At 50.0% G+C, this 17,280-nt stretch carries 20 protein-coding genes; 13 read left to right on the top strand and 7 right to left on the bottom strand.

What is annotated here, in order from left to right; genetic code table 11:
• Window positions 1-12 precede the first annotated feature (12 nt).
• Both truB and RRV97_RS04915 read left to right on the top strand, forming a co-directional pair.
• Complete coding sequence (gene truB / locus RRV97_RS04910) at window positions 13-927, top strand: tRNA pseudouridine(55) synthase TruB (RefSeq protein WP_315612143.1); 915 nt, start codon at window positions 13-15, stop codon at window positions 925-927.
• A gap of 22 nt (window positions 928-949) precedes the next feature.
• The gene (locus RRV97_RS04915) at window positions 950-1,576 is read left to right on the top strand and encodes an NAD(P)H-hydrate epimerase (RefSeq protein ID WP_315612144.1); all 627 of its coding nucleotides are present in this window, start codon (window positions 950-952) and stop codon (window positions 1,574-1,576) included.
• Between the two features lie 49 nt (window positions 1,577-1,625).
• On the opposite strand, the gene RRV97_RS04920 is transcribed toward RRV97_RS04915, so the two are convergent.
• Both RRV97_RS04920 and RRV97_RS04925 read right to left on the bottom strand, forming a co-directional pair.
• Window positions 1,626-1,985 (bottom strand): CrcB family protein, encoded by a 360-nt coding sequence (locus RRV97_RS04920; protein ID WP_070461592.1) that lies wholly within the window; start codon window positions 1,983-1,985, stop codon window positions 1,626-1,628.
• A gap of 81 nt (window positions 1,986-2,066) precedes the next feature.
• A complete protein-coding gene (locus tag RRV97_RS04925; RefSeq protein WP_315612145.1) occupies window positions 2,067-2,744 on the bottom strand; it encodes an energy-coupling factor ABC transporter permease in 678 nt (225 codons plus the stop codon).
• Window positions 2,745-2,908: 164 nt separating this feature from the next.
• Between RRV97_RS04925 and RRV97_RS04930 the strand changes: the two genes are divergently transcribed.
• From RRV97_RS04930 to RRV97_RS04945, 4 genes are all read left to right on the top strand, one after another.
• Window positions 2,909-5,962 carry a DNA translocase FtsK gene (locus RRV97_RS04930; protein WP_315612146.1) on the top strand — a complete coding sequence of 1,018 codons (3,054 nt, stop codon included), beginning with the start codon at window positions 2,909-2,911 and terminating at the stop codon, window positions 5,960-5,962.
• Window positions 5,963-6,296: 334 nt separating this feature from the next.
• Window positions 6,297-6,992, top strand: coding sequence for an aquaporin Z (gene aqpZ, locus RRV97_RS04935; protein ID WP_063067881.1), 696 nt, complete (start codon window positions 6,297-6,299; stop codon window positions 6,990-6,992).
• Window positions 6,993-7,139: 147 nt separating this feature from the next.
• Window positions 7,140-7,472, top strand: coding sequence for a hypothetical protein (locus RRV97_RS04940; protein WP_004520787.1), 333 nt, complete (start codon window positions 7,140-7,142; stop codon window positions 7,470-7,472).
• The gene (locus tag RRV97_RS04945; RefSeq protein ID WP_315612147.1) at window positions 7,460-7,744 is read left to right on the top strand and encodes an NF038104 family lipoprotein; all 285 of its coding nucleotides are present in this window, start codon (window positions 7,460-7,462) and stop codon (window positions 7,742-7,744) included. The genes RRV97_RS04940 and RRV97_RS04945 overlap by 13 nt, the downstream gene beginning before the upstream one ends.
• 49 nt (window positions 7,745-7,793) lie before the next feature.
• Here the strand turns inward: RRV97_RS04945 and radC are convergent, their stop codons facing one another.
• Entirely contained in the window at window positions 7,794-8,468 is a 675-nt protein-coding gene (radC, locus tag RRV97_RS04950; RefSeq protein ID WP_003746150.1) for a RadC family protein, read from the bottom strand.
• A 478-nt stretch (window positions 8,469-8,946) separates the two neighbouring features.
• Between radC and RRV97_RS04955 the strand changes: the two genes are divergently transcribed.
• The 6 genes from RRV97_RS04955 (at window position 8,947) to RRV97_RS04980 (ending at window position 15,100) form a co-directional block, all read left to right on the top strand.
• Window positions 8,947-10,071 (top strand): ABC transporter ATP-binding protein, encoded by a 1,125-nt coding sequence (locus RRV97_RS04955; RefSeq protein WP_003746147.1) that lies wholly within the window; start codon window positions 8,947-8,949, stop codon window positions 10,069-10,071.
• A gap of 15 nt (window positions 10,072-10,086) precedes the next feature.
• Window positions 10,087-11,052 carry an ABC transporter permease subunit gene (locus RRV97_RS04960; RefSeq protein ID WP_003746146.1) on the top strand — a complete coding sequence of 322 codons (966 nt, stop codon included), beginning with the start codon at window positions 10,087-10,089 and terminating at the stop codon, window positions 11,050-11,052.
• Window positions 11,052-11,939 (top strand): ABC transporter permease subunit, encoded by an 888-nt coding sequence (locus RRV97_RS04965; RefSeq protein WP_003679574.1) that lies wholly within the window; start codon window positions 11,052-11,054, stop codon window positions 11,937-11,939. The genes RRV97_RS04960 and RRV97_RS04965 overlap by 1 nt, the downstream gene beginning before the upstream one ends.
• A 149-nt stretch (window positions 11,940-12,088) precedes the next feature.
• Window positions 12,089-13,384: an FAD-binding oxidoreductase gene (locus RRV97_RS04970; RefSeq protein ID WP_315612148.1), complete on the top strand. Its 1,296-nt coding sequence runs from the start codon at window positions 12,089-12,091 to the stop codon at window positions 13,382-13,384.
• A 108-nt stretch (window positions 13,385-13,492) separates the two neighbouring features.
• Window positions 13,493-14,443: a thioredoxin-disulfide reductase gene (gene trxB / locus RRV97_RS04975; RefSeq protein ID WP_311457819.1), complete on the top strand. Its 951-nt coding sequence runs from the start codon at window positions 13,493-13,495 to the stop codon at window positions 14,441-14,443.
• Between the two features lie 171 nt (window positions 14,444-14,614).
• Window positions 14,615-15,100: a DUF4189 domain-containing protein gene (locus tag RRV97_RS04980; protein ID WP_315612149.1), complete on the top strand. Its 486-nt coding sequence runs from the start codon at window positions 14,615-14,617 to the stop codon at window positions 15,098-15,100.
• A gap of 72 nt (window positions 15,101-15,172) precedes the next feature.
• Here RRV97_RS04980 and RRV97_RS04985 read toward each other — a convergent pair whose 3' ends face one another.
• The 4 genes from RRV97_RS04985 to RRV97_RS05000 all read right to left on the bottom strand — a co-directional run bounded on the left by RRV97_RS04985 (window position 15,173) and on the right by RRV97_RS05000 (window position 16,709).
• Window positions 15,173-15,613: a hypothetical protein gene (locus RRV97_RS04985; protein WP_003682952.1), complete on the bottom strand. Its 441-nt coding sequence runs from the start codon at window positions 15,611-15,613 to the stop codon at window positions 15,173-15,175.
• A gap of 70 nt (window positions 15,614-15,683) precedes the next feature.
• The gene (gene smpB, locus RRV97_RS04990) at window positions 15,684-16,130 is read right to left on the bottom strand and encodes an SsrA-binding protein SmpB (protein ID WP_003679566.1); all 447 of its coding nucleotides are present in this window, start codon (window positions 16,128-16,130) and stop codon (window positions 15,684-15,686) included.
• Window positions 16,131-16,214: 84 nt separating this feature from the next.
• Window positions 16,215-16,430, bottom strand: coding sequence for a hypothetical protein (locus RRV97_RS04995; RefSeq protein WP_003746135.1), 216 nt, complete (start codon window positions 16,428-16,430; stop codon window positions 16,215-16,217).
• A 75-nt stretch (window positions 16,431-16,505) separates the two neighbouring features.
• Window positions 16,506-16,709 (bottom strand): cold-shock protein, encoded by a 204-nt coding sequence (locus RRV97_RS05000; RefSeq protein ID WP_002217533.1) that lies wholly within the window; start codon window positions 16,707-16,709, stop codon window positions 16,506-16,508.
• Window positions 16,710-16,966: 257 nt separating this feature from the next.
• On the opposite strand from RRV97_RS05000, the gene clpS reads away from it, so the two are divergent.
• Window positions 16,967-17,278, top strand: a complete 312-nt coding sequence (gene clpS, locus RRV97_RS05005; protein ID WP_003679561.1) for an ATP-dependent Clp protease adapter ClpS — start codon at window positions 16,967-16,969, stop codon at window positions 17,276-17,278.
• Window positions 17,279-17,280: the final 2 nt, after the last annotated feature.

Genomic DNA, 17,280 nt, shown 5'->3' on the forward strand with positions numbered 1-17,280 from the left:
CCCCTACCCGATATGACAACCAAACCCACCAAACGCCCGGTCAACGGCGTTCTTCTTCTCGACAAACCCGAAGGACTTTCCAGCAACACCGCCCTGCAAAAAGCGCGGCGCTTGTTCCGTGCCGAAAAAGCCGGGCATACCGGCGTACTCGATCCTTTGGCCACAGGGCTTTTGCCTGTTTGTTTCGGCGAAGCGACCAAGTTTGCCCAATATCTGATTGATGCCGACAAAGCCTATACCGCCACGCTGAAACTGGGCGAAGCCAGCAGCACGGGCGATGCAGAAGGCGAAATCATCGCCACCGCACGCGCCGATATTTCATTGTCCGAATTTCAGACGGCCTGCCACGCCTTAACGGGCGATATCCGCCAAGTGCCGCCCATGTTTTCCGCCCTCAAGCACGAAGGCAAACCACTGTACGAATACGCACGCAAAGGCATCGTTATCGAACGCAAAGCGCGCGACATCACCATCTACTCCATTAATATCACTGAATTTGATACACCCAAAGCCGTGATAGACGTACGCTGCAGCAAGGGCACTTACATCCGCACCCTCAGCGAAGACATCGCCAAACACATCGGCACATTCGCCCACCTGACCGCCCTGCGCCGTACTGAAACCGCCGGCTTTACCATTGCCCAAAGCCACACGCTCGAAGCCTTGGCAGAATTGGACGAAGCCGAACGCGATGCCCTGCTGCTGCCTTGCGATGTTTTGGTGCAACATTTCCCCAAACTTGAGCTAAACGACTACGCCGTTACCATGCTCAAACACGGCCAGCGCCCCCAGTTCAGCGAAGACATTTCCGCCGAGCAGCCCATCCGTGTGTACAGCCGAGACGGCACATTTATCGGGTTGGTGGAATATCAAAAAGAAATAGGCCGTCTGAAAGCCTTGCGCCTGATGAATACCGCCGACCAATAACTTCCTGCAAAGAGAGCCGATCATGAAAGTCTATACCGCCGCCCAAATGCGCGAACGCGAACAAGCAGCCGTCGATAAAGGCACAAGCTTCGACCAACTGATGGAAAACGCCGGCAGCTCTGCCGCCCAAGACCTCATGCAGCGTCATCCTCAAGCCGGACGCGCCCTGATCGTTTGCGGCAAAGGCAACAACGGCGGCGACGGCCTAGTCATGGCAAGATATATGCAGGCGCAAGGTTGGCACATCGATATTCTGTTTTCACTCGGAGAAAACCTCTCCCCCTTGGCTCAAACCAATCGCGAACGCCTCAACGGTTTGCCCCATATTGAATTGATATCCGCACAAGAACTGGAAGGCCGTCTGAAAAAAGGTTACGACATCATTATCGAAGGCATATTCGGCACAGGCTTCAGCGACGCACTTCCAACCGAAATCGCCGCCCTCTGCCGCCAACTCAATCATTCAGACGGCCTGAAAGTCGCCCTCGATATTCCCACCGGCCTCAACTGCGACACCGCCGAAGCCGATCCTGACACATTCCGCGCAGACCTGACCTACACCTTTGCCGCCTACAAACCGGCACACCTAAGCGAGTCCGGCAAAACCTATTGTCAAGAAACCGTCTGTTTACCTATTGGCATTGATTGAATACCTATAAAAAATAACAGGGTGCAATTTTGCACCCTGTAACTTTTGCTTACTTCCAAATCTGCGCCAATTTAATCCCCAGTGCCGTCAAACCAAACGAACCGAAAACATGCAGACAGGTTGCCATCAAAGCCATGCCCCAGCGTTGCGCCTGCATCAAACCCACCATCTCCACTGAAAAACCTGAAAATGTGGTCAAGCTACCGAGAAATCCGGTAATCCAAAGCAAACGCCATTGCGGATCGGTTAAGAGTTCTGCCAATACGCCGATCAGCAGCGCGCCCAGCCAGTTTGCCGCCAATGTACCAATAGAAAAAGGCGTAGAAGACACCAGCACCAAGCCAAACAGCCAACGCAATACAGCCCCGACGGCAGCGCCGCAAACAATGGGAAAAATATAAGCAAACATAATACGTTAAGAATTCAATTCAAAAAACAGGCCATCCGGTCATGAGGCCGTCTGAAAACCACACAAAGATGCCTTCATATCTTATTGCCAAATCTTAGGCGCAGATTTCAAATACCTGCCGTCATCAAAAGTACAAATCCATTGCGGCTTAAGCGCGATAAAAATGGCTGTTGAAATACCGCTCAAAAATGCCTCTGCCCAAGCGATTAAGAAGAAAACAGGAAAAGCGGTTTTCCATAATACCGCCGTATCAAATACATCCGCCCAGTCCAACAAACCGACCAAAACCACGCCGGTAAACACCATGCCGACCGCCGCGGCCCAAAAACCATTCAGAAAAATAAAGATAAAGATATTGGCAGGCAAACGCGACACCCAATGGCGGAAACCCAAGTTCACCAACAAAGGTGGAAGCAATACGGACAAGGCGTTGATGGGGAACATATGCCAATCGCCCCAAAGCCACAAATACGGAAAAAACAGCAAAACGCTGACGCAGAAGGCAGCAGAGGTGCCCAGCATTAAAGCCGTCAGGTTTAAAGCAAGCAAATGATAGCTCATGCCGGCCAGTTGTCCGCTTTCCGGGGAGGCATTCAAACTCCAAGCCAGCGGCAACATCACGGCAGCCAACAAAAATGCGGAACGATGCTGCGATACCGACACCCATGCCTGCTTTGCACACAAAGCAAAAATCACCAGCAACACAGGCCATGCCGCCATCACGACACCAACGGGAAACCATCCGTTTTGAAAAATCATCTTCTCATCCGCAAAATGTTCAGACGGCCTATTATACGCGCCTCAAGCCATGGCTTTGACAATCCTGTCTGTCTTTGCCGTTAAAGCTTGTTTCGGCTGGTTTTGTTTACCCGAAAAAAGCGTTAGAATAACGGACTTTGCCGTTTAATTAAGGGGATGGACGCATGCTTTGGACAATATTGGCTTTAATTCTACTGGCCGCCATAGCCGGCTTGTTCTGGTGGCGCCAGAAACAAGAGCAAAAGTGGCGCCAAGAATTGGTACGACTCAGTGGCGATGAAGAAGAAATCAACGAAGAAGACAGCCCGGTCGGTTTTGCCAGCCAACTGGACAGCCTGAAACGTTTGTTCAGCATGAACAAGCGCACTGCCGACAACCATAAAATCGCCCGCATCCGCCTGCTTTCCGCGCTCGAACACAATAAAACGCAACGCGCCGAAACAGACAAAGAGCACGCAGCAGAGCCCGTTGCCGAAGAGCCGGAACACATCGCAACGACCGAAGAAGAAATCAAAGTGGCGCCTAAAACCCGCAAATCTGCCAAGTCGGAACGTATTCCCAAAATCACGCCGTTTGCACAAATGGAAACGCCCGAATACAGCCCGTCTTTGGTGCAAAACAGTAATTTTGAAGAAATCACATTAGAAGAAGCCACCCGTTCCCTGCATGAAGCGGCGGTTGAGGAATGGAACGAGCATTTGGCCGAAAAAAATGCGCCGATTTACAAAGACGAAGTCGAAACCCCATTGTTGCGCGCTTCATCCCTGCCGATGACCGGCATGGAAATCATCGACTACAACGATCCTGTTTTGCGCCGCACACGCGAACGTGCCTTGGCGCGCGCCAATAATGTCCGCGTGGCAGAAGCCAATGCGCCGCACATCGAAACCGTTCAGACGGCCTTAAGAACTGCCGAAAAAGAAGCCGTCCTCCCCTATACTTCCATGCAGGCATTCCCTTCTGAAATCCAAGCGGAAGATATTCACGACAACCTAGCCCGCCGTACCGCCGCTCGCCACAAACTGGCCGCAGCCGTCGCCCCATTGCGCGACTACTCTCCGCGCACCATCGAAAATGACGAAATTCTGGCCAACTTGGGACAAATCAGCCGTCCTGCCAGCCTACGCCGTCAAGTTCGCCATACCGAAGCGGCCGCCGAAAGATGGGCGCGTAAACAAGCTGCTACGGAAGCTGCTGCACCACAACCTGCCGCACCGGCAACGCCATCCCGTCCGAAACCGGCTGCGTCTGTTAAAAAATCCCCTTATATCTCCCGACCTGCCGCGCCAAACGCAACCGTAGTCGAGCCGCCTGCCGTACCGGTCGTCCCTATGGCGAAAACCGATATTCCCGAGCCGCCCGTTTTCCAAACCTCGATTGCGCCGATCGATATCCCCGAGCCGCCTGCTTTCGAACATAAAATCCAAGTGCCGATTTTTGATTCGCAAGTCAATGCGCATGTTAGCAATCAGCCTGAACGCAGTATCCGCGATTATTTAATCAGCGAATCTGCGGAAGAAGAAACAGAATTCGATGGTGAGCCGGAAGCGTCTGTACAAGCGGAAGCAGAAGCTATTCAAGCGGTTGAAACCATTGAACCTGTTGAATCTATTGAAACAATCGTAAGGCCGTCTGAATATACACAGACAGTCGTTGAAACACCTGTGCAAACCGTAGAACCAAGCGTTCAAGAGAGTATGCCAAGCGTAGTTCATCCGACTTCAACAACACTGACCGATGCGCTTCTACCGACCACTGCCCTGCTCCTGCCGCCGCAGTTTGACCCAAGCGCCTCGCAAACTGAAGAACAGTTGTTGGAAAACAGCATTACCATCGAAGAAAAACTGGCCGAGTTCAAAGTTAAAGTCAAAGTGATGGACTCCTATTCCGGCCCGGTCATTACGCGCTACGAGATTGAACCTGATGTCGGTGTGCGCGGCAGTGCCGTTTTGAACCTTGAAAAAGACTTGGCGCGCTCGCTTGGCGTGGCTTCCATCCGCGTGGTGGAAACCATCCCCGGCAAAACCTGCATGGGCTTGGAATTGCCTAATCCGAAACGCCAAATGATCCGCTTGAGCGAAATCTTCAATTCGCCTGCGTTTACCGAATCTAAATCCAAACTGACCCTCGCCCTCGGCCAAGACATCACCGGCCAGCCTGTTGTGACAGACTTGGCCAAAGCGCCGCATCTGCTGGTTGCCGGTACGACCGGTTCGGGTAAATCCGTAGGCGTGAACGCCATGATTCTGTCCATGCTCTTCAAAGCAACGCCTGAAGACGTGCGCATGATTATGATTGACCCGAAAATGCTGGAGCTGAGCATTTACGAAGGCATTCCGCACCTGCTCGCCCCTGTCGTAACCGATATGAAGCTGGCCGCAAACGCCCTGAACTGGTGCGTCAACGAAATGGAAAAACGCTACCGTCTGATGAGCTTTATGGGCGTGCGCAACCTTGCCGGTTTCAACCAAAAAATTGCCGAAGCCGCCGCTCGTGGCGAAAAAATCGGCAGCCCGTTCAGCCTCACGCCTGAAGACCCTGAGCCATTGGAAAAACTGCCGTTTATCGTGGTCATCGTAGATGAGTTTGCCGACCTGATGATGACCGCCGGTAAGAAAATTGAAGAGCTGATTGCCCGCCTCGCCCAAAAAGCCCGCGCAGCCGGCATCCATTTGATTCTTGCCACCCAACGCCCCAGCGTGGATGTCATCACCGGCCTGATTAAAGCCAATATTCCGACACGCATTGCCTTCCAAGTGTCCAGCAAAATCGACAGCCGCACGATTCTTGACCAAATGGGTGCGGAAAACCTGCTCGGCCAAGGCGATATGCTGTTCCAGCTACCCGGTACCAACTATCCGCAACGTGTACACGGCGCATTCGCCTCCGACAATGAAGTTCACCGCGTAGTGGAATACCTGAAACAATTTGGCGCACCCGACTATATCGACGATATTTTGAGCAACGGTTCCACCGAAGACTTTACCGGCACCAGCCGCAGCAACGACAGCGACCTCGACCCCATGTATGACGAAGCCGTTTCCGTTGTCTTGAAATCGCGTAAGGCCAGCATTTCCAATATCCAACGCCAACTGCGCATCGGCTACAACCGCGCCGCCCGCCTGATTGAACAAATGGAAGCCGACGGTATTGTTTCCCCGGCGGAAAACAACGGCAACCGCACCATCTTGGCGCAAAGCAGCGACCATCTGGATTAATTTATCCTTGCTTAAATCAAGGCCGTCTGAAAACTTTTCAGACGGCCTTTTTAAATCAGATATGGTTCAGAGATTCCAATCAAATTAATAATCTATAAATAATATTACCTACAAAACAAAATGTTTTTGCATTAACGGCATTTACTTTACAAAAAATAAGGTTCAATCAACCAAACTCAACCTACAAAATACATATCTCTACCCGTTTGTCACCATTTTCAGACGGCCTTTTGTCAAGAGCGGAAAAAACAGGTAAATCCGTTTTTCGATTAGAAACAATATTATTATGATTCATGCCTTCGGCAACACCCCCACCCTTTACGAGGAAAAACAAATGAAAAAATATTTTGCAGAATTTTTCGGCACTTTCTGGCTGGTATTCGGCGGCTGCGGCAGCGCAGTATTGGCAGCAGCCTACCCTGAACTCGGCATTGGCTTTGCCGGTGTCGCCTTGGCGTTCGGCTTGACCGTACTGACCATGGCTTACGCCGTCGGCCATATTTCAGGCGGCCACTTCAACCCTGCCGTTTCCGTCGGCCTCTTCATCGGCGGCCGTTTCAACGGTAAAGACCTGTTGCCTTACATCGTATCCCAAGTTATCGGTGCGATTGCCGCCGCTGGCGTTCTGTATCTGATCGCTTCCGGTAAAACCGGTTTTGATGCTGTTGCTTCCGGCTTTGCCAGCAATGGTTTCGGCGAACACTCTCCTAACGGTTACGACATGATGGCCGCGTTGCTGATCGAATTCGTCCTGACCGCATTCTTCCTGATCATCATCATGGGTTCTACCGACAAACTGGCTCCGGCCGGCTTCGCCCCTATCGCCATCGGCCTGGGTCTGACCCTGATTCACTTGATCAGCATTCCTGTGACCAATACTTCCGTCAACCCTGCACGCTCTACCGGCGTTGCCTTGTTCCAAGGCGGCTGGGCTGTTGAACAACTGTGGTTGTTCTGGTTGGCTCCTATTGCCGGCGCAGCAGTTGGCGCAGCTATTTACCGCTTCGTTTTGGCTAACGACGACAAATAATTTTGACGGAATGAGATTCCCAGTGCGGCTGATACTCTAAACTGACCGCACCCAAGTTGCCGAGATACAAACGCACCGCCTGACTCAGACGGTGCGTTTGTTTTTGCCATGTTACAATACTTCCTTTTCTCACATTCTCAAACCATCATGCAAACCTTACCTTTTCAAACCGATATCGCCGCCAGAATGCTGGTCAATACCGAAAACGAAACCATCCATCCCGATGCCGTATTCGTACAAACACAAAACGGCTATTGGATTGCTTGGCACGACCAACAGGCCGCCCTGCTTGCCCCCGACACACCACCCGATATTCCCTGCTTTTGGGTAGAAGGCGCAGAAAGCTTGGAAGAGCTGGTAAGCATGGTAGAAAACGGTGAATTTGACGAAGTCGAAGAATTTGACGGAGACGATGATGCTTGGCAAGAAGCACTCGGATGCGGCCATCATCACGAAGGACACTGCGGATGCAGCCATTGAGATGCACAAAACGCCTGCTTCCGGCACTTGCCCTTTGCCTGACGCTTAACGGCTGCGTTGTAGGCGCAGCTGTCGATTTGGCTGCCACGACCGTCCTGACTGCCGGGAAATTGGTTGTTAAAGGAACGGGGGCAGTGATTGATGCCGCCATCCCTGACGGCAAAAAAGACAAGGACAAAGAAAAAGAAAAAGAAAAAGAAAAGAGCAAAGAAAAGCCAAAATCGGAAGAAATCATCCACAAAGAAGAATCATCCGATGAAGTAACGCAATAATCCTTCAGACGGCCTCGGAATCCTACTGAGGCCGTCTGAACATTCACCCTTACATATAGCCCTGTTCGCGCAAAGAGCAGGTTTCTTTTGCCGTCACGATAAAATGATCCAACAGCGTAATATCGACCAAACTTAAAGCCTGTTTCAAACGCTCTGTAAACTGCACATCAGATTCAGACGGCCTTGCCGAGCCGCCCGGATGATTGTGTGCCAAAATCAAACTGTCGGCGTATTCATCCAATGCCAATTTGACAATTTCACGAATATAGACCGTATTTTCCGCCACAGTACCGCGCGACAATTCCCGTACCGCAATCAATTGATTTTGACGGTTGAGCAGCAACGCAACGCTGACTTCGATTTTTTCATGCCCAAGATGCAAGCGCAGATAATCCGCAACCGATTTCGGGTTTGACAAAACCATCTGCTCCTGCAAATCTTCACCCAAAATCCGCCGCCCGATTTCTTTGACCACTGCAAATTGAGTATAGCTCGCCAAACCCATGCCCTTGCAAGCAGAAAGTGTTTTGGCATCCGCACTCATCAGCTTTCCCAAACTGCCGAACTCGCTCAACAAATAACGCGCCAAATCAACCGCGCTCATGCCGCGCGTTCCGACACGCAATAAAATCGCCAGCAACTCCGCATCACTCAACGCCGCCGCGCCGCGCTCCAACAGCTTCTCACGCGGCCGCTCCCCCTCGGGCCATTCTTTAATGCTCATGTTTTCCCTTTTTATTCATATAGCGGATTTGGTTTTTTTATTCAGAACAAAACCATCTTGCCCGCATAAAACGCAATCCGCACGACTTTATTAAAATTAATGCAATTTGCGTATTTTATTCTATCTTGAATTATTTTTTAAGACATTTGAATATAAATTAAATCCTTTTGTGCAGAAAAACAACGTTACCCATTTTCGCTATCCTGTTCCCCTGCCTGCCTTTCCTTTCCTATTTGCTTCAAATCAGCCACTACAAGCATTTTCATATTGCCCCTATGAGGCTTAGGCTAATATAATATTGAGTTTGCCGAGAGCAAAAGCTGAGGCTTAAACTGCTTTCTATCCACGCTGCCCGTGCGCTTTACAAGAGTTTCAGACGGCCTCCGTCCGACTCCCGCCAGCAATCAAACAGCTTTTTATCACCCATTCGAAAATCCGTTTTGCCGGTACTCGTCTTTCTTTTTGGAGTATTGCCATTATGACCGCAACCACTGCGTCTTCAGCCAAACCTTATTTGCAAATCCAAGGCTTGGTGAAAAAGTTTGGTGACAATTACGCTGTCGATAACATCGACTTGGACATCTATCAACACGAAATCTTCGCCCTTTTGGGCAGCTCAGGCAGTGGCAAATCCACACTGCTGCGTATGTTGGCAGGCATGGAAAGCCCCAATCAGGGCAAAATCATTCTCGACGGTCAAGATATTACCAAGCTTGCCCCTTATGAGCGTCCAATCAACATGATGTTCCAAAGCTATGCCCTGTTCCCGCACATGAGTGTTGAGCAAAACATCGCTTTCGGTCTAAAACAAGACAAAATGCCTAAAGGCGAAATCGACGCCCGCGTCGAAGAAATGTTGCGCCTGGTGCAAATGACCAAATACGCCAAACGCAAGCCGCACCAACTTTCCGGCGGCCAACAACAGCGTATCGCTTTGGCGCGCAGCCTGGCGAAACGTCCGAAAATCCTGCTGCTTGACGAACCTTTGGGCGCACTCGATAAAAAACTGCGCCAACAAACCCAACTGGAATTGGTCAACACGCTGGAACAAGTCGGCGTAACCTGTATCATGGTTACCCACGACCAAGAAGAAGCGATGACCATGGCTACCCGTATCGCCATTATGTCCGACGGCCAATTGCGCCAAGTCGGCACACCTAGCGACGTGTACGACTACCCGAACAGCCGCTTTACCGCTGAATTTATCGGCGAAACCAATATTTTTGACGGCGTCGTTATTGACGACCGCGCCGATTTCTCCATCGTCAAATGTGACGGCTTGGAAAACCACGTCCGCATCGACCACGGCTTGGGCGTTCCAAACGACCATGAAATCTGGATCAGTATCCGTCCTGAAGATATTGATTTGCATAAAGAAAAACCGGAACACTTGGGCGCGCACAACTGGGCCCAAGGTACAGTCAAAGAAATTGCCTACTTGGGCAGCTTCGCGATTTACCACATCAAACTTGCCAACGGCCGTGTCGTCAAAAGCCAAGTTCCCGCACCTTATTGGTATGTGCGCAACATTACACCGCCGACTTGGGACGAGACTGTCTACATCAGCTGGCCTGAAAACCAACCGACACCTCTGTTCAGTTAATTTGAGGGAAATGCAATGAACCTTAAAAAACTGAAAAACAAACTGTTCCGCCGCCCCGGCCAGCGTGCAGTGATTGCCGTACCGTATATTTGGCTTTTGATTCTGTTTCTGATTCCGTTCGCCATCGTATTGAAAATCAGCTTTGCCGAACAAGAAATTGCCATTCCGCCATTTACGCCGCTGACAACGATTGATGAAGACTTAGGCCGTCTGAACATTGCCATCAGCTATCAGAACTACGCCGACATTTTCCAAAACTTTTGGAATACGCTCAATCCGTTTGGTGACAGTGAAAACAGCAATATCTATCTGATGACCTACTGGTCTTCGATTAAGACGGCGCTGACGACGACCATCATCTGCCTGTTGATCGGTTATCCCACCGCTTATGCCATTTCACGCGCGAATCCGGCTGCGCGCAACGGCCTGCTGTTGGCAATCATGCTGCCTTTCTGGACCTCTTTCCTGTTGCGTGTTTACGCATGGATGGGCTTATTGGGACACAACGGCATCATCAACAATTTCTTAATCAAATACGGAATCATCAGCGAGCCTTTAGACTTGTTCTATAATGCTTTTTCGCTGAATTTGGTGATGGTTTACGCTTATTTGCCGTTTATGATTTTGCCGCTGTACACACAATTGGTAAAACTGGACAACCGTCTGCTCGAAGCCGCTTCTGACTTGGGCGCAGGTCCGATCAAATCGTTCTTTACCATTACCCTGCCTTTGTCCAAAACCGGCATCATCGCAGGCTCTATGTTGGTCTTCGTTCCGGCCGTCGGTGAATTTGTGATTCCTGAATTGGTGGGCGGTTCTGAAAACCTGATGATCGGTAAAGTATTGTGGCAGGCATTCTTCGACCAAAACAACTGGCCGCTGGCTTCTGCCGTCGCCGTCGTCATGGTTGCCCTACTGGTTGTACCGATTGCCCTGTTCCAACACTATGAAAACCGCGAATTGGAAGAAGGAGGCAAATAATGCAGAAAACCAAATTATCCTGGTTCTTGAAACTGATGCTCCTGCTCTCGCTGGCATTCCTCTATATTCCGCTGGTGGTTTTGGTCATCTATTCTTTCAATGAATCCAAGCTGGTTACCGTTTGGGGCGGTTTCTCGACCAAATGGTACGGCGCATTGATGGAAAACGACACCATCTTGGAAGCGGCCTGGCTGTCATTGCGTATCGCCATCGTTTCCTCGCTTGCCGCCGTGGCACTCGGCACATTGGCAGGCTACGCCATGGCACGGATTAAACGCTTCCGCGGCAGCACCCTGTTTGCCGGTATGATTTCCGCGCCTATGGTGATGCCTGATGTGATTACCGGTTTGTCCATGCTGCTGCTGATTATTCAGGTGCAAATGTTCCTGCAAGGCAGTGAATTGCTGCAATCGCTCTACTTCGATCGCGGTTTCTTCACCATCTTCCTCGGCCACACCACGCTTTGCATGGCGTACATTACCGTCGTCATCCGCTCGCGCTTGGTGGAATTGGATCAATCCTTGGAAGAAGCCGCTATGGACTTGGGTGCCCGTCCGCTGAAGATTTTCTTCGTGATTACCCTGCCGTTGATTGCCCCTGCGATTGCTTCCGGCTTCCTCTTGGGCATTACCCTGTCTTTGGACGACTTGGTGATTACCTCCTTCCTGTCAGGCCCGGGTTCATCGACATTGCCACAAGTGATTTTCTCCAAAATCAAACTTGGCCTTGACCCTCAGATGAACGTTTTGGCAACCATCCTGATCGGTATCATCGGTACGCTGGTGATTGTCGTCAACTACTGGATGATGCGTCAGGCAACCAAACGGGAACGCGAGGCTGCCGAAGCCTACCGCCAAGAAAAATTGGCAGCCGAGAAAGCCGCCTAATATGCAGACAGGCTGTCCGATAAAGTGTCGGAACAGCCTGTTTTATTAACCGCATTTTATCCTTTCAGACGGCCTAAACTTAAGCCCATATTCTAGGCCGTCTGAAAACCTATTTTCAATGAAGTGAAAACAAACCTAAAGCCCAAATCATGATCAATCCCAGCTTCAAAGAATACCTTCCTTCCTACTATGTCAGCACGGCTAATCCCCATCCGTCTTATCCGACGCTGGAAGGCCGTCTGAAAACTGAAACCTGCGTTATCGGCGGCGGCTTGACCGGTTTATGCACCGCCCTACCGCTTGCCGAAAACGGCCATGAAGTCATCGTACTTGAAGCCGCACGTATCGGTTTCGGCGCATCAGGCCGAAGCGGCGGACAAGTCATCAGCGATTTTGCCTGCGGCATGGAAGAAATCGAGAAACAAGTCGGCTTAGAACAGGCCCAATGGTTCTGGCAGCAATCCCTGCAAGCCGTTGAACTGGTTGACTCGCGCATTCAAAAACACAATATCCAATGCGATTGGCAACGCGGCTACGCGACCGTCGCCGTCCGTCCTCAGCATTGGGAAGAATTGCAACAATGGCACGAACACGCCCAAAAACATTATGGCGCAAGCCATTACCAGCTTTGGGATAAAGCCACGCTGAAGCAACAACTAGCCAGCGATATGTATCAAGGCGCGCAATTTGATCCTTTATCCGGCCACTTGCACCCGCTCAATTACACCCTAGGCATTGCCAAAGCGGCAGCCGATGCAGGTGCACAACTTTTTGAGCAGTCCCCCATGACACGTATCGAGCCATGCGATAACGGCTGGTTGGTTCATACACCCAATGGCAGCGTTGAGTGCAAAAACCTCGTTTATGCTGTCAATACTTATGCCGGTTTACACCCAAAATTCAAAGTATTGGAACAAAAAGCCATTGCCGTCAGCACCTTTATCATCGCCACCGAGCCTCTGGGCGAATGTGCCAAAGACCTGATCCGCAACAATATGGCCATCTGCGACAACCGCCACGTCCTCGACTACTACCGCCTCAGTGCCGACGGCCGCCTTCTCTTCGGCGGCAAAGACAACGAATTTATCGACGATCCAGACCGCATGACCGAACTCGTCCGCCAAGACATGCTGAAAGTTTTTCCACAACTTGCCGATGTCAGAATCGAGCATTCTTGGGGCGGCGAATGCGACATTACGCGCAACCTCGCCCCACATTTCGGCCGCCTCGCCCCTACCGTTTTCTTTGCACAAGGCTACTCCGGACACGGCATGGCAATTACCGGCATTGCCGGTTTGGCAATTGCCGAAGCCATCATGGGTGATGACGGCCGTCTGAAACCTTTCGAGCAACTGCGCCACAGCAACATTATTACCCAACCATTCCTGCGCAAACTCGGCTCTTACCTCGGTTCCAAATACTATCAATGGAAAGACAGCCACTAAACCCAAACGACAAACATATTTCAGACGGCGGCAGATTCAAGTAGAATTTAGGCCGTCTGAAAGCGTAGACACGACAAAATTCAATCATTTATCAGCAAGGAAACCATCATGAGCAACCATCACAAACTCATCATCCTCGGCTCCGGCCCTGCCGGCTATACTGCCGCCGTCTATGCCGCCCGCGCCAACCTTAACCCTGTAATCATTACCGGCGTTGAGCAAGGCGGACAATTGATGACCACCACAGAAGTGGACAACTGGCCTGCCGACGCAGAAGGCGTACAAGGTCCGGAACTGATGGCCCGTTTCCAAGCTCATGCCGAACGCTTCGGCACTGAAATGATTTTCGACCAAATCCACACCGTCGATTTGCAAAACCGTCCGTTTACCCTCAAAGGCGATATGGGCGAATACACCTGCGATGCGCTCATCGTTGCCACCGGCGCATCCGCCAAATATTTAGGCTTGCCAAGCGAAGAAGCTTTTGCCGGCAAAGGCGTTTCCGCCTGCGCAACTTGTGATGGTTTCTTCTATAAAAAACAAGATGTTGCTGTAGTCGGTGGTGGCAATACCGCTGTAGAAGAAGCCCTCTACCTTGCCAATATCGCCAACACCGTTACCCTGATTCACCGCCGCGACAGCTTCCGCGCCGAGAAAATCATGGTGGACAAACTCATGCAACGCGTTGAAGAAGGTAAAATCATCCTCAAGCTCAACAGCTCGATCGATGAAATCTTGGGCGACGAAAGCGGCGTTACCGGTGCACGCCTGAAACACAATGATGGAAGCACTGAAGAAATCGCTGTAAAAGGCGTTTTCATCGCCATCGGCCACAAACCCAACACCGACATCTTCAAAGGCCAACTCGATATGGATGAAACCGGCTACCTGAAAACCAAAGGCGGTACCGGTGACAATGTCGGCGCAACCAATATCGAAGGCGTATGGGCGGCAGGCGACGTCAAAGACCATACCTACCGTCAGGCCATCACCAGCGCAGCTTCCGGCTGCCAAGCCGCGCTTGATGCCGAACGTTGGCTTGACCGTCACGGCGTATAAGCCTCTAAACTACGCCCTATTCTTTAAAATATCATCAACAGGCCGTCTGAAATTTCAGACGGCCTATAATCTATCTGCCACACTCAAATATTCATTTTAAAAGCAAATTTATATCAAATAAGTACTTTTGCTTTATAATAACGACAAATACCCAACAAACAGGGAACGAACATGAAAAAAACACTAATGACACTTATCCTTTGCGCACTGAATCCTGCCGCTCTGGCTGCCGATACTTACGGCTACTTGGCCATGTGGCAAAACCCAGCCGACAGCAATGAAGCGCTGCAAATCAAAACCACGAAAGAAAATGCCACCCAACTGGATGCGACGGCAGAACTCGAAACATTCTGCAAAGGCCAAGATGCCTTAGCCGGTATCGGCGCTGGCCAAGCAACAGGCTGCAAAACGGTCGTCCCTCTGCACAACACCTGCATCGCGGTTGCCTACCCTAAAGCCATGGGCAAATTAACTGCTCAAAACGTGGTGGCCATTACCTCCCCACGTTTCAAAACCGTGCATCAAATTGCCTTGAACCAGTGTATCAAAAAATACGGCTCTCAAGGACAATGTGCTTTAGAAACAGTCTATTGCACTTCTGAAACCTACTATCAAGGTACGGTCAAAACCCTTTGGGAAAAAATCAAATCCATTTAAGGCCGTCTGAAAATAAAACCGGCTTGCCCGATATTCTCCATATCACGGCAAGCCGGTTTTTTATTCTGGCTTTTATTTGCTGTTTTTTTCCAACAATTTGGCGACAACGCCTTCGGCCTGTTTCACCAAATCAGGATTGGTTCGGAAGTGGTTCTCATCGTTCAAAGAGTAGCTGACCGTAGAAACCGCGTACTTGGTGCTTCGCAACACAAATACGCCTTTACGCAAGATTTCGTTATTGCCTTTGGTTTTGTAACGCAGGTTATACGGGCAAGAAGAATCATACAGTTTGCCGCGGTTATCCGCGGTTACAATCGTGCTGCCAATGCCGCGTTTTGCCAAAGCTTTGGACAAAGCACGATCCAAATCATGCGGTCTTACTTTTGCGTTTTGAATGATGCAGACATGTTTGATGCTGGTCAGCTCTTCAGGTTTCAATACTCTTTGTTCCGTAGTGGAACACGCGCCCAGCAACAATACGGCTGAAGCCGCAGCTAAAATCATGGTTTTCATCTGTTTTCCTTTTAAAATGTTCAAACAATAAATATTCAGACGGCCTTTATACAAAGGCCGTCTGAAAAAATCAACGTACGTTTTTCATCAAACGCTGTTTCTCACGCTTCCAATCCGCTTCTTTCAGGCTTTGGCGTTTGTCATGCTGTTTCTTACCCTTGGCCAAACCGATTTCCACTTTGATTCTACCGCGGGTGTAATGCAGGTTTAAGGGCACAATCGTATAACCGGCACGTTCGGTTTTGCCGATTAACTTGTTGATTTCCGATTGTTTCAACAATAACTTACGCGGACGGACAGGGTCGGGTTTGACGTGTGTCGAGGCAGTGGGCAATGCGGTAATATGGCAGCCCACCAAATAGAATGCGTCTTTTTTCCAGTAGATATAGCTTTCTTTTAATTGCACGCGTGCAGCGCGGATGGCTTTGACCTCCCATCCCTCCAATACTATACCGGCTTCGATTTGGTCTTCGATAAAGAAATCGTGAAAGGCTTTTTTATTATTGGCAATACTCATTGTGCTGATTCTTTACAAACTTTTCAGACGGCCTATTTTATCAGGCATGCTTAAAAAATAAAACGGCAAACGGTTTTGAAACGTTTATTCGCTTAAAACATGGCGGCGGTAAAAGCGGTCTATATCGGCAATGGCTTTTTCATCTTCAGGGCGTAAATCCAGTTTCAAATCGGCAAGGCGGATCAAAATTTGGTCTTCACGCTCGGCAACGGCGCAGCTGACCTCGCCTTCGCTGCGAAAATGACGGATGAGCTCGTCCAACTGGTTTAAAGCATTTTGATAAGATGAATTTGGATTCATAATTTTTAACTCGAACGCCCATAAAAAATGGCGGGAAACCCCGCCATGATTTTACGGCTTACGCCGCGCATTTGATTAAGCAGCTTGAATGTTAGCAGCTTGTTTGCCTTTAGGGCCGGTGGTTACGTCGAAAGACACGCGTTGGCCTTCTTTCAGGGTTTTGAAACCTTCCATGTTGATCGCTGAGAAGTGAGCGAACAAATCTTCGCCGCCTTCGTCAGGAGTGATGAAACCAAAACCTTTAGCGTCGTTAAACCATTTTACGATACCGGTTGCCATTAGAAACTTCCTATACTTAAAAATTAACAAAATCAGCAAAATAAGGCATACAGCAAACTAAAACGTTCAGCGTTTCTCCCCCGTTTTTATTACGCGGTCGAGTGCCAACTTCTGCTTAACCGTCTTTTTACATTTGTTAAGACAAAACGTCAAGCTATGTTTTCAAAAAAGTGGGAAAATAGAAAAAATTGGCTGAAATACAACAGAAAACGGTTTGCACTCTAAAACAGGCCGTCTGAAAACTGAAATCTAAGCTTATGAACCATCCGAATACCGACCACCAATCCGATACCCTGCTCAGCGATATCAACACACAGCCGCCGAAACGTTACGGCGTATTTTTATTGAACGACGATTACACCACTATGGAATTTGTCGTCGAAATCCTGACCGAAGTCTTTATGCTTGCACAAGAACAGGCCGTGGCCGTCATGTTGCTGGTGCACCACGAAGGCAAAGGCCTGTGCGGCACCTACACGCGCGATATTGCGCAAACCAAGCAGCATCAGGTCATGGAACGCGCCAAAGCTGAAGGGCATCCGCTCAAATGTATAGTCGAAGAGGTTTAAAC

Source organism: Neisseria sp. DTU_2021_1001991_1_SI_NGA_ILE_055 (assembly GCF_032342915.1).
Classification (GTDB): Bacteria; Pseudomonadota; Gammaproteobacteria; order Burkholderiales; family Neisseriaceae; genus Neisseria.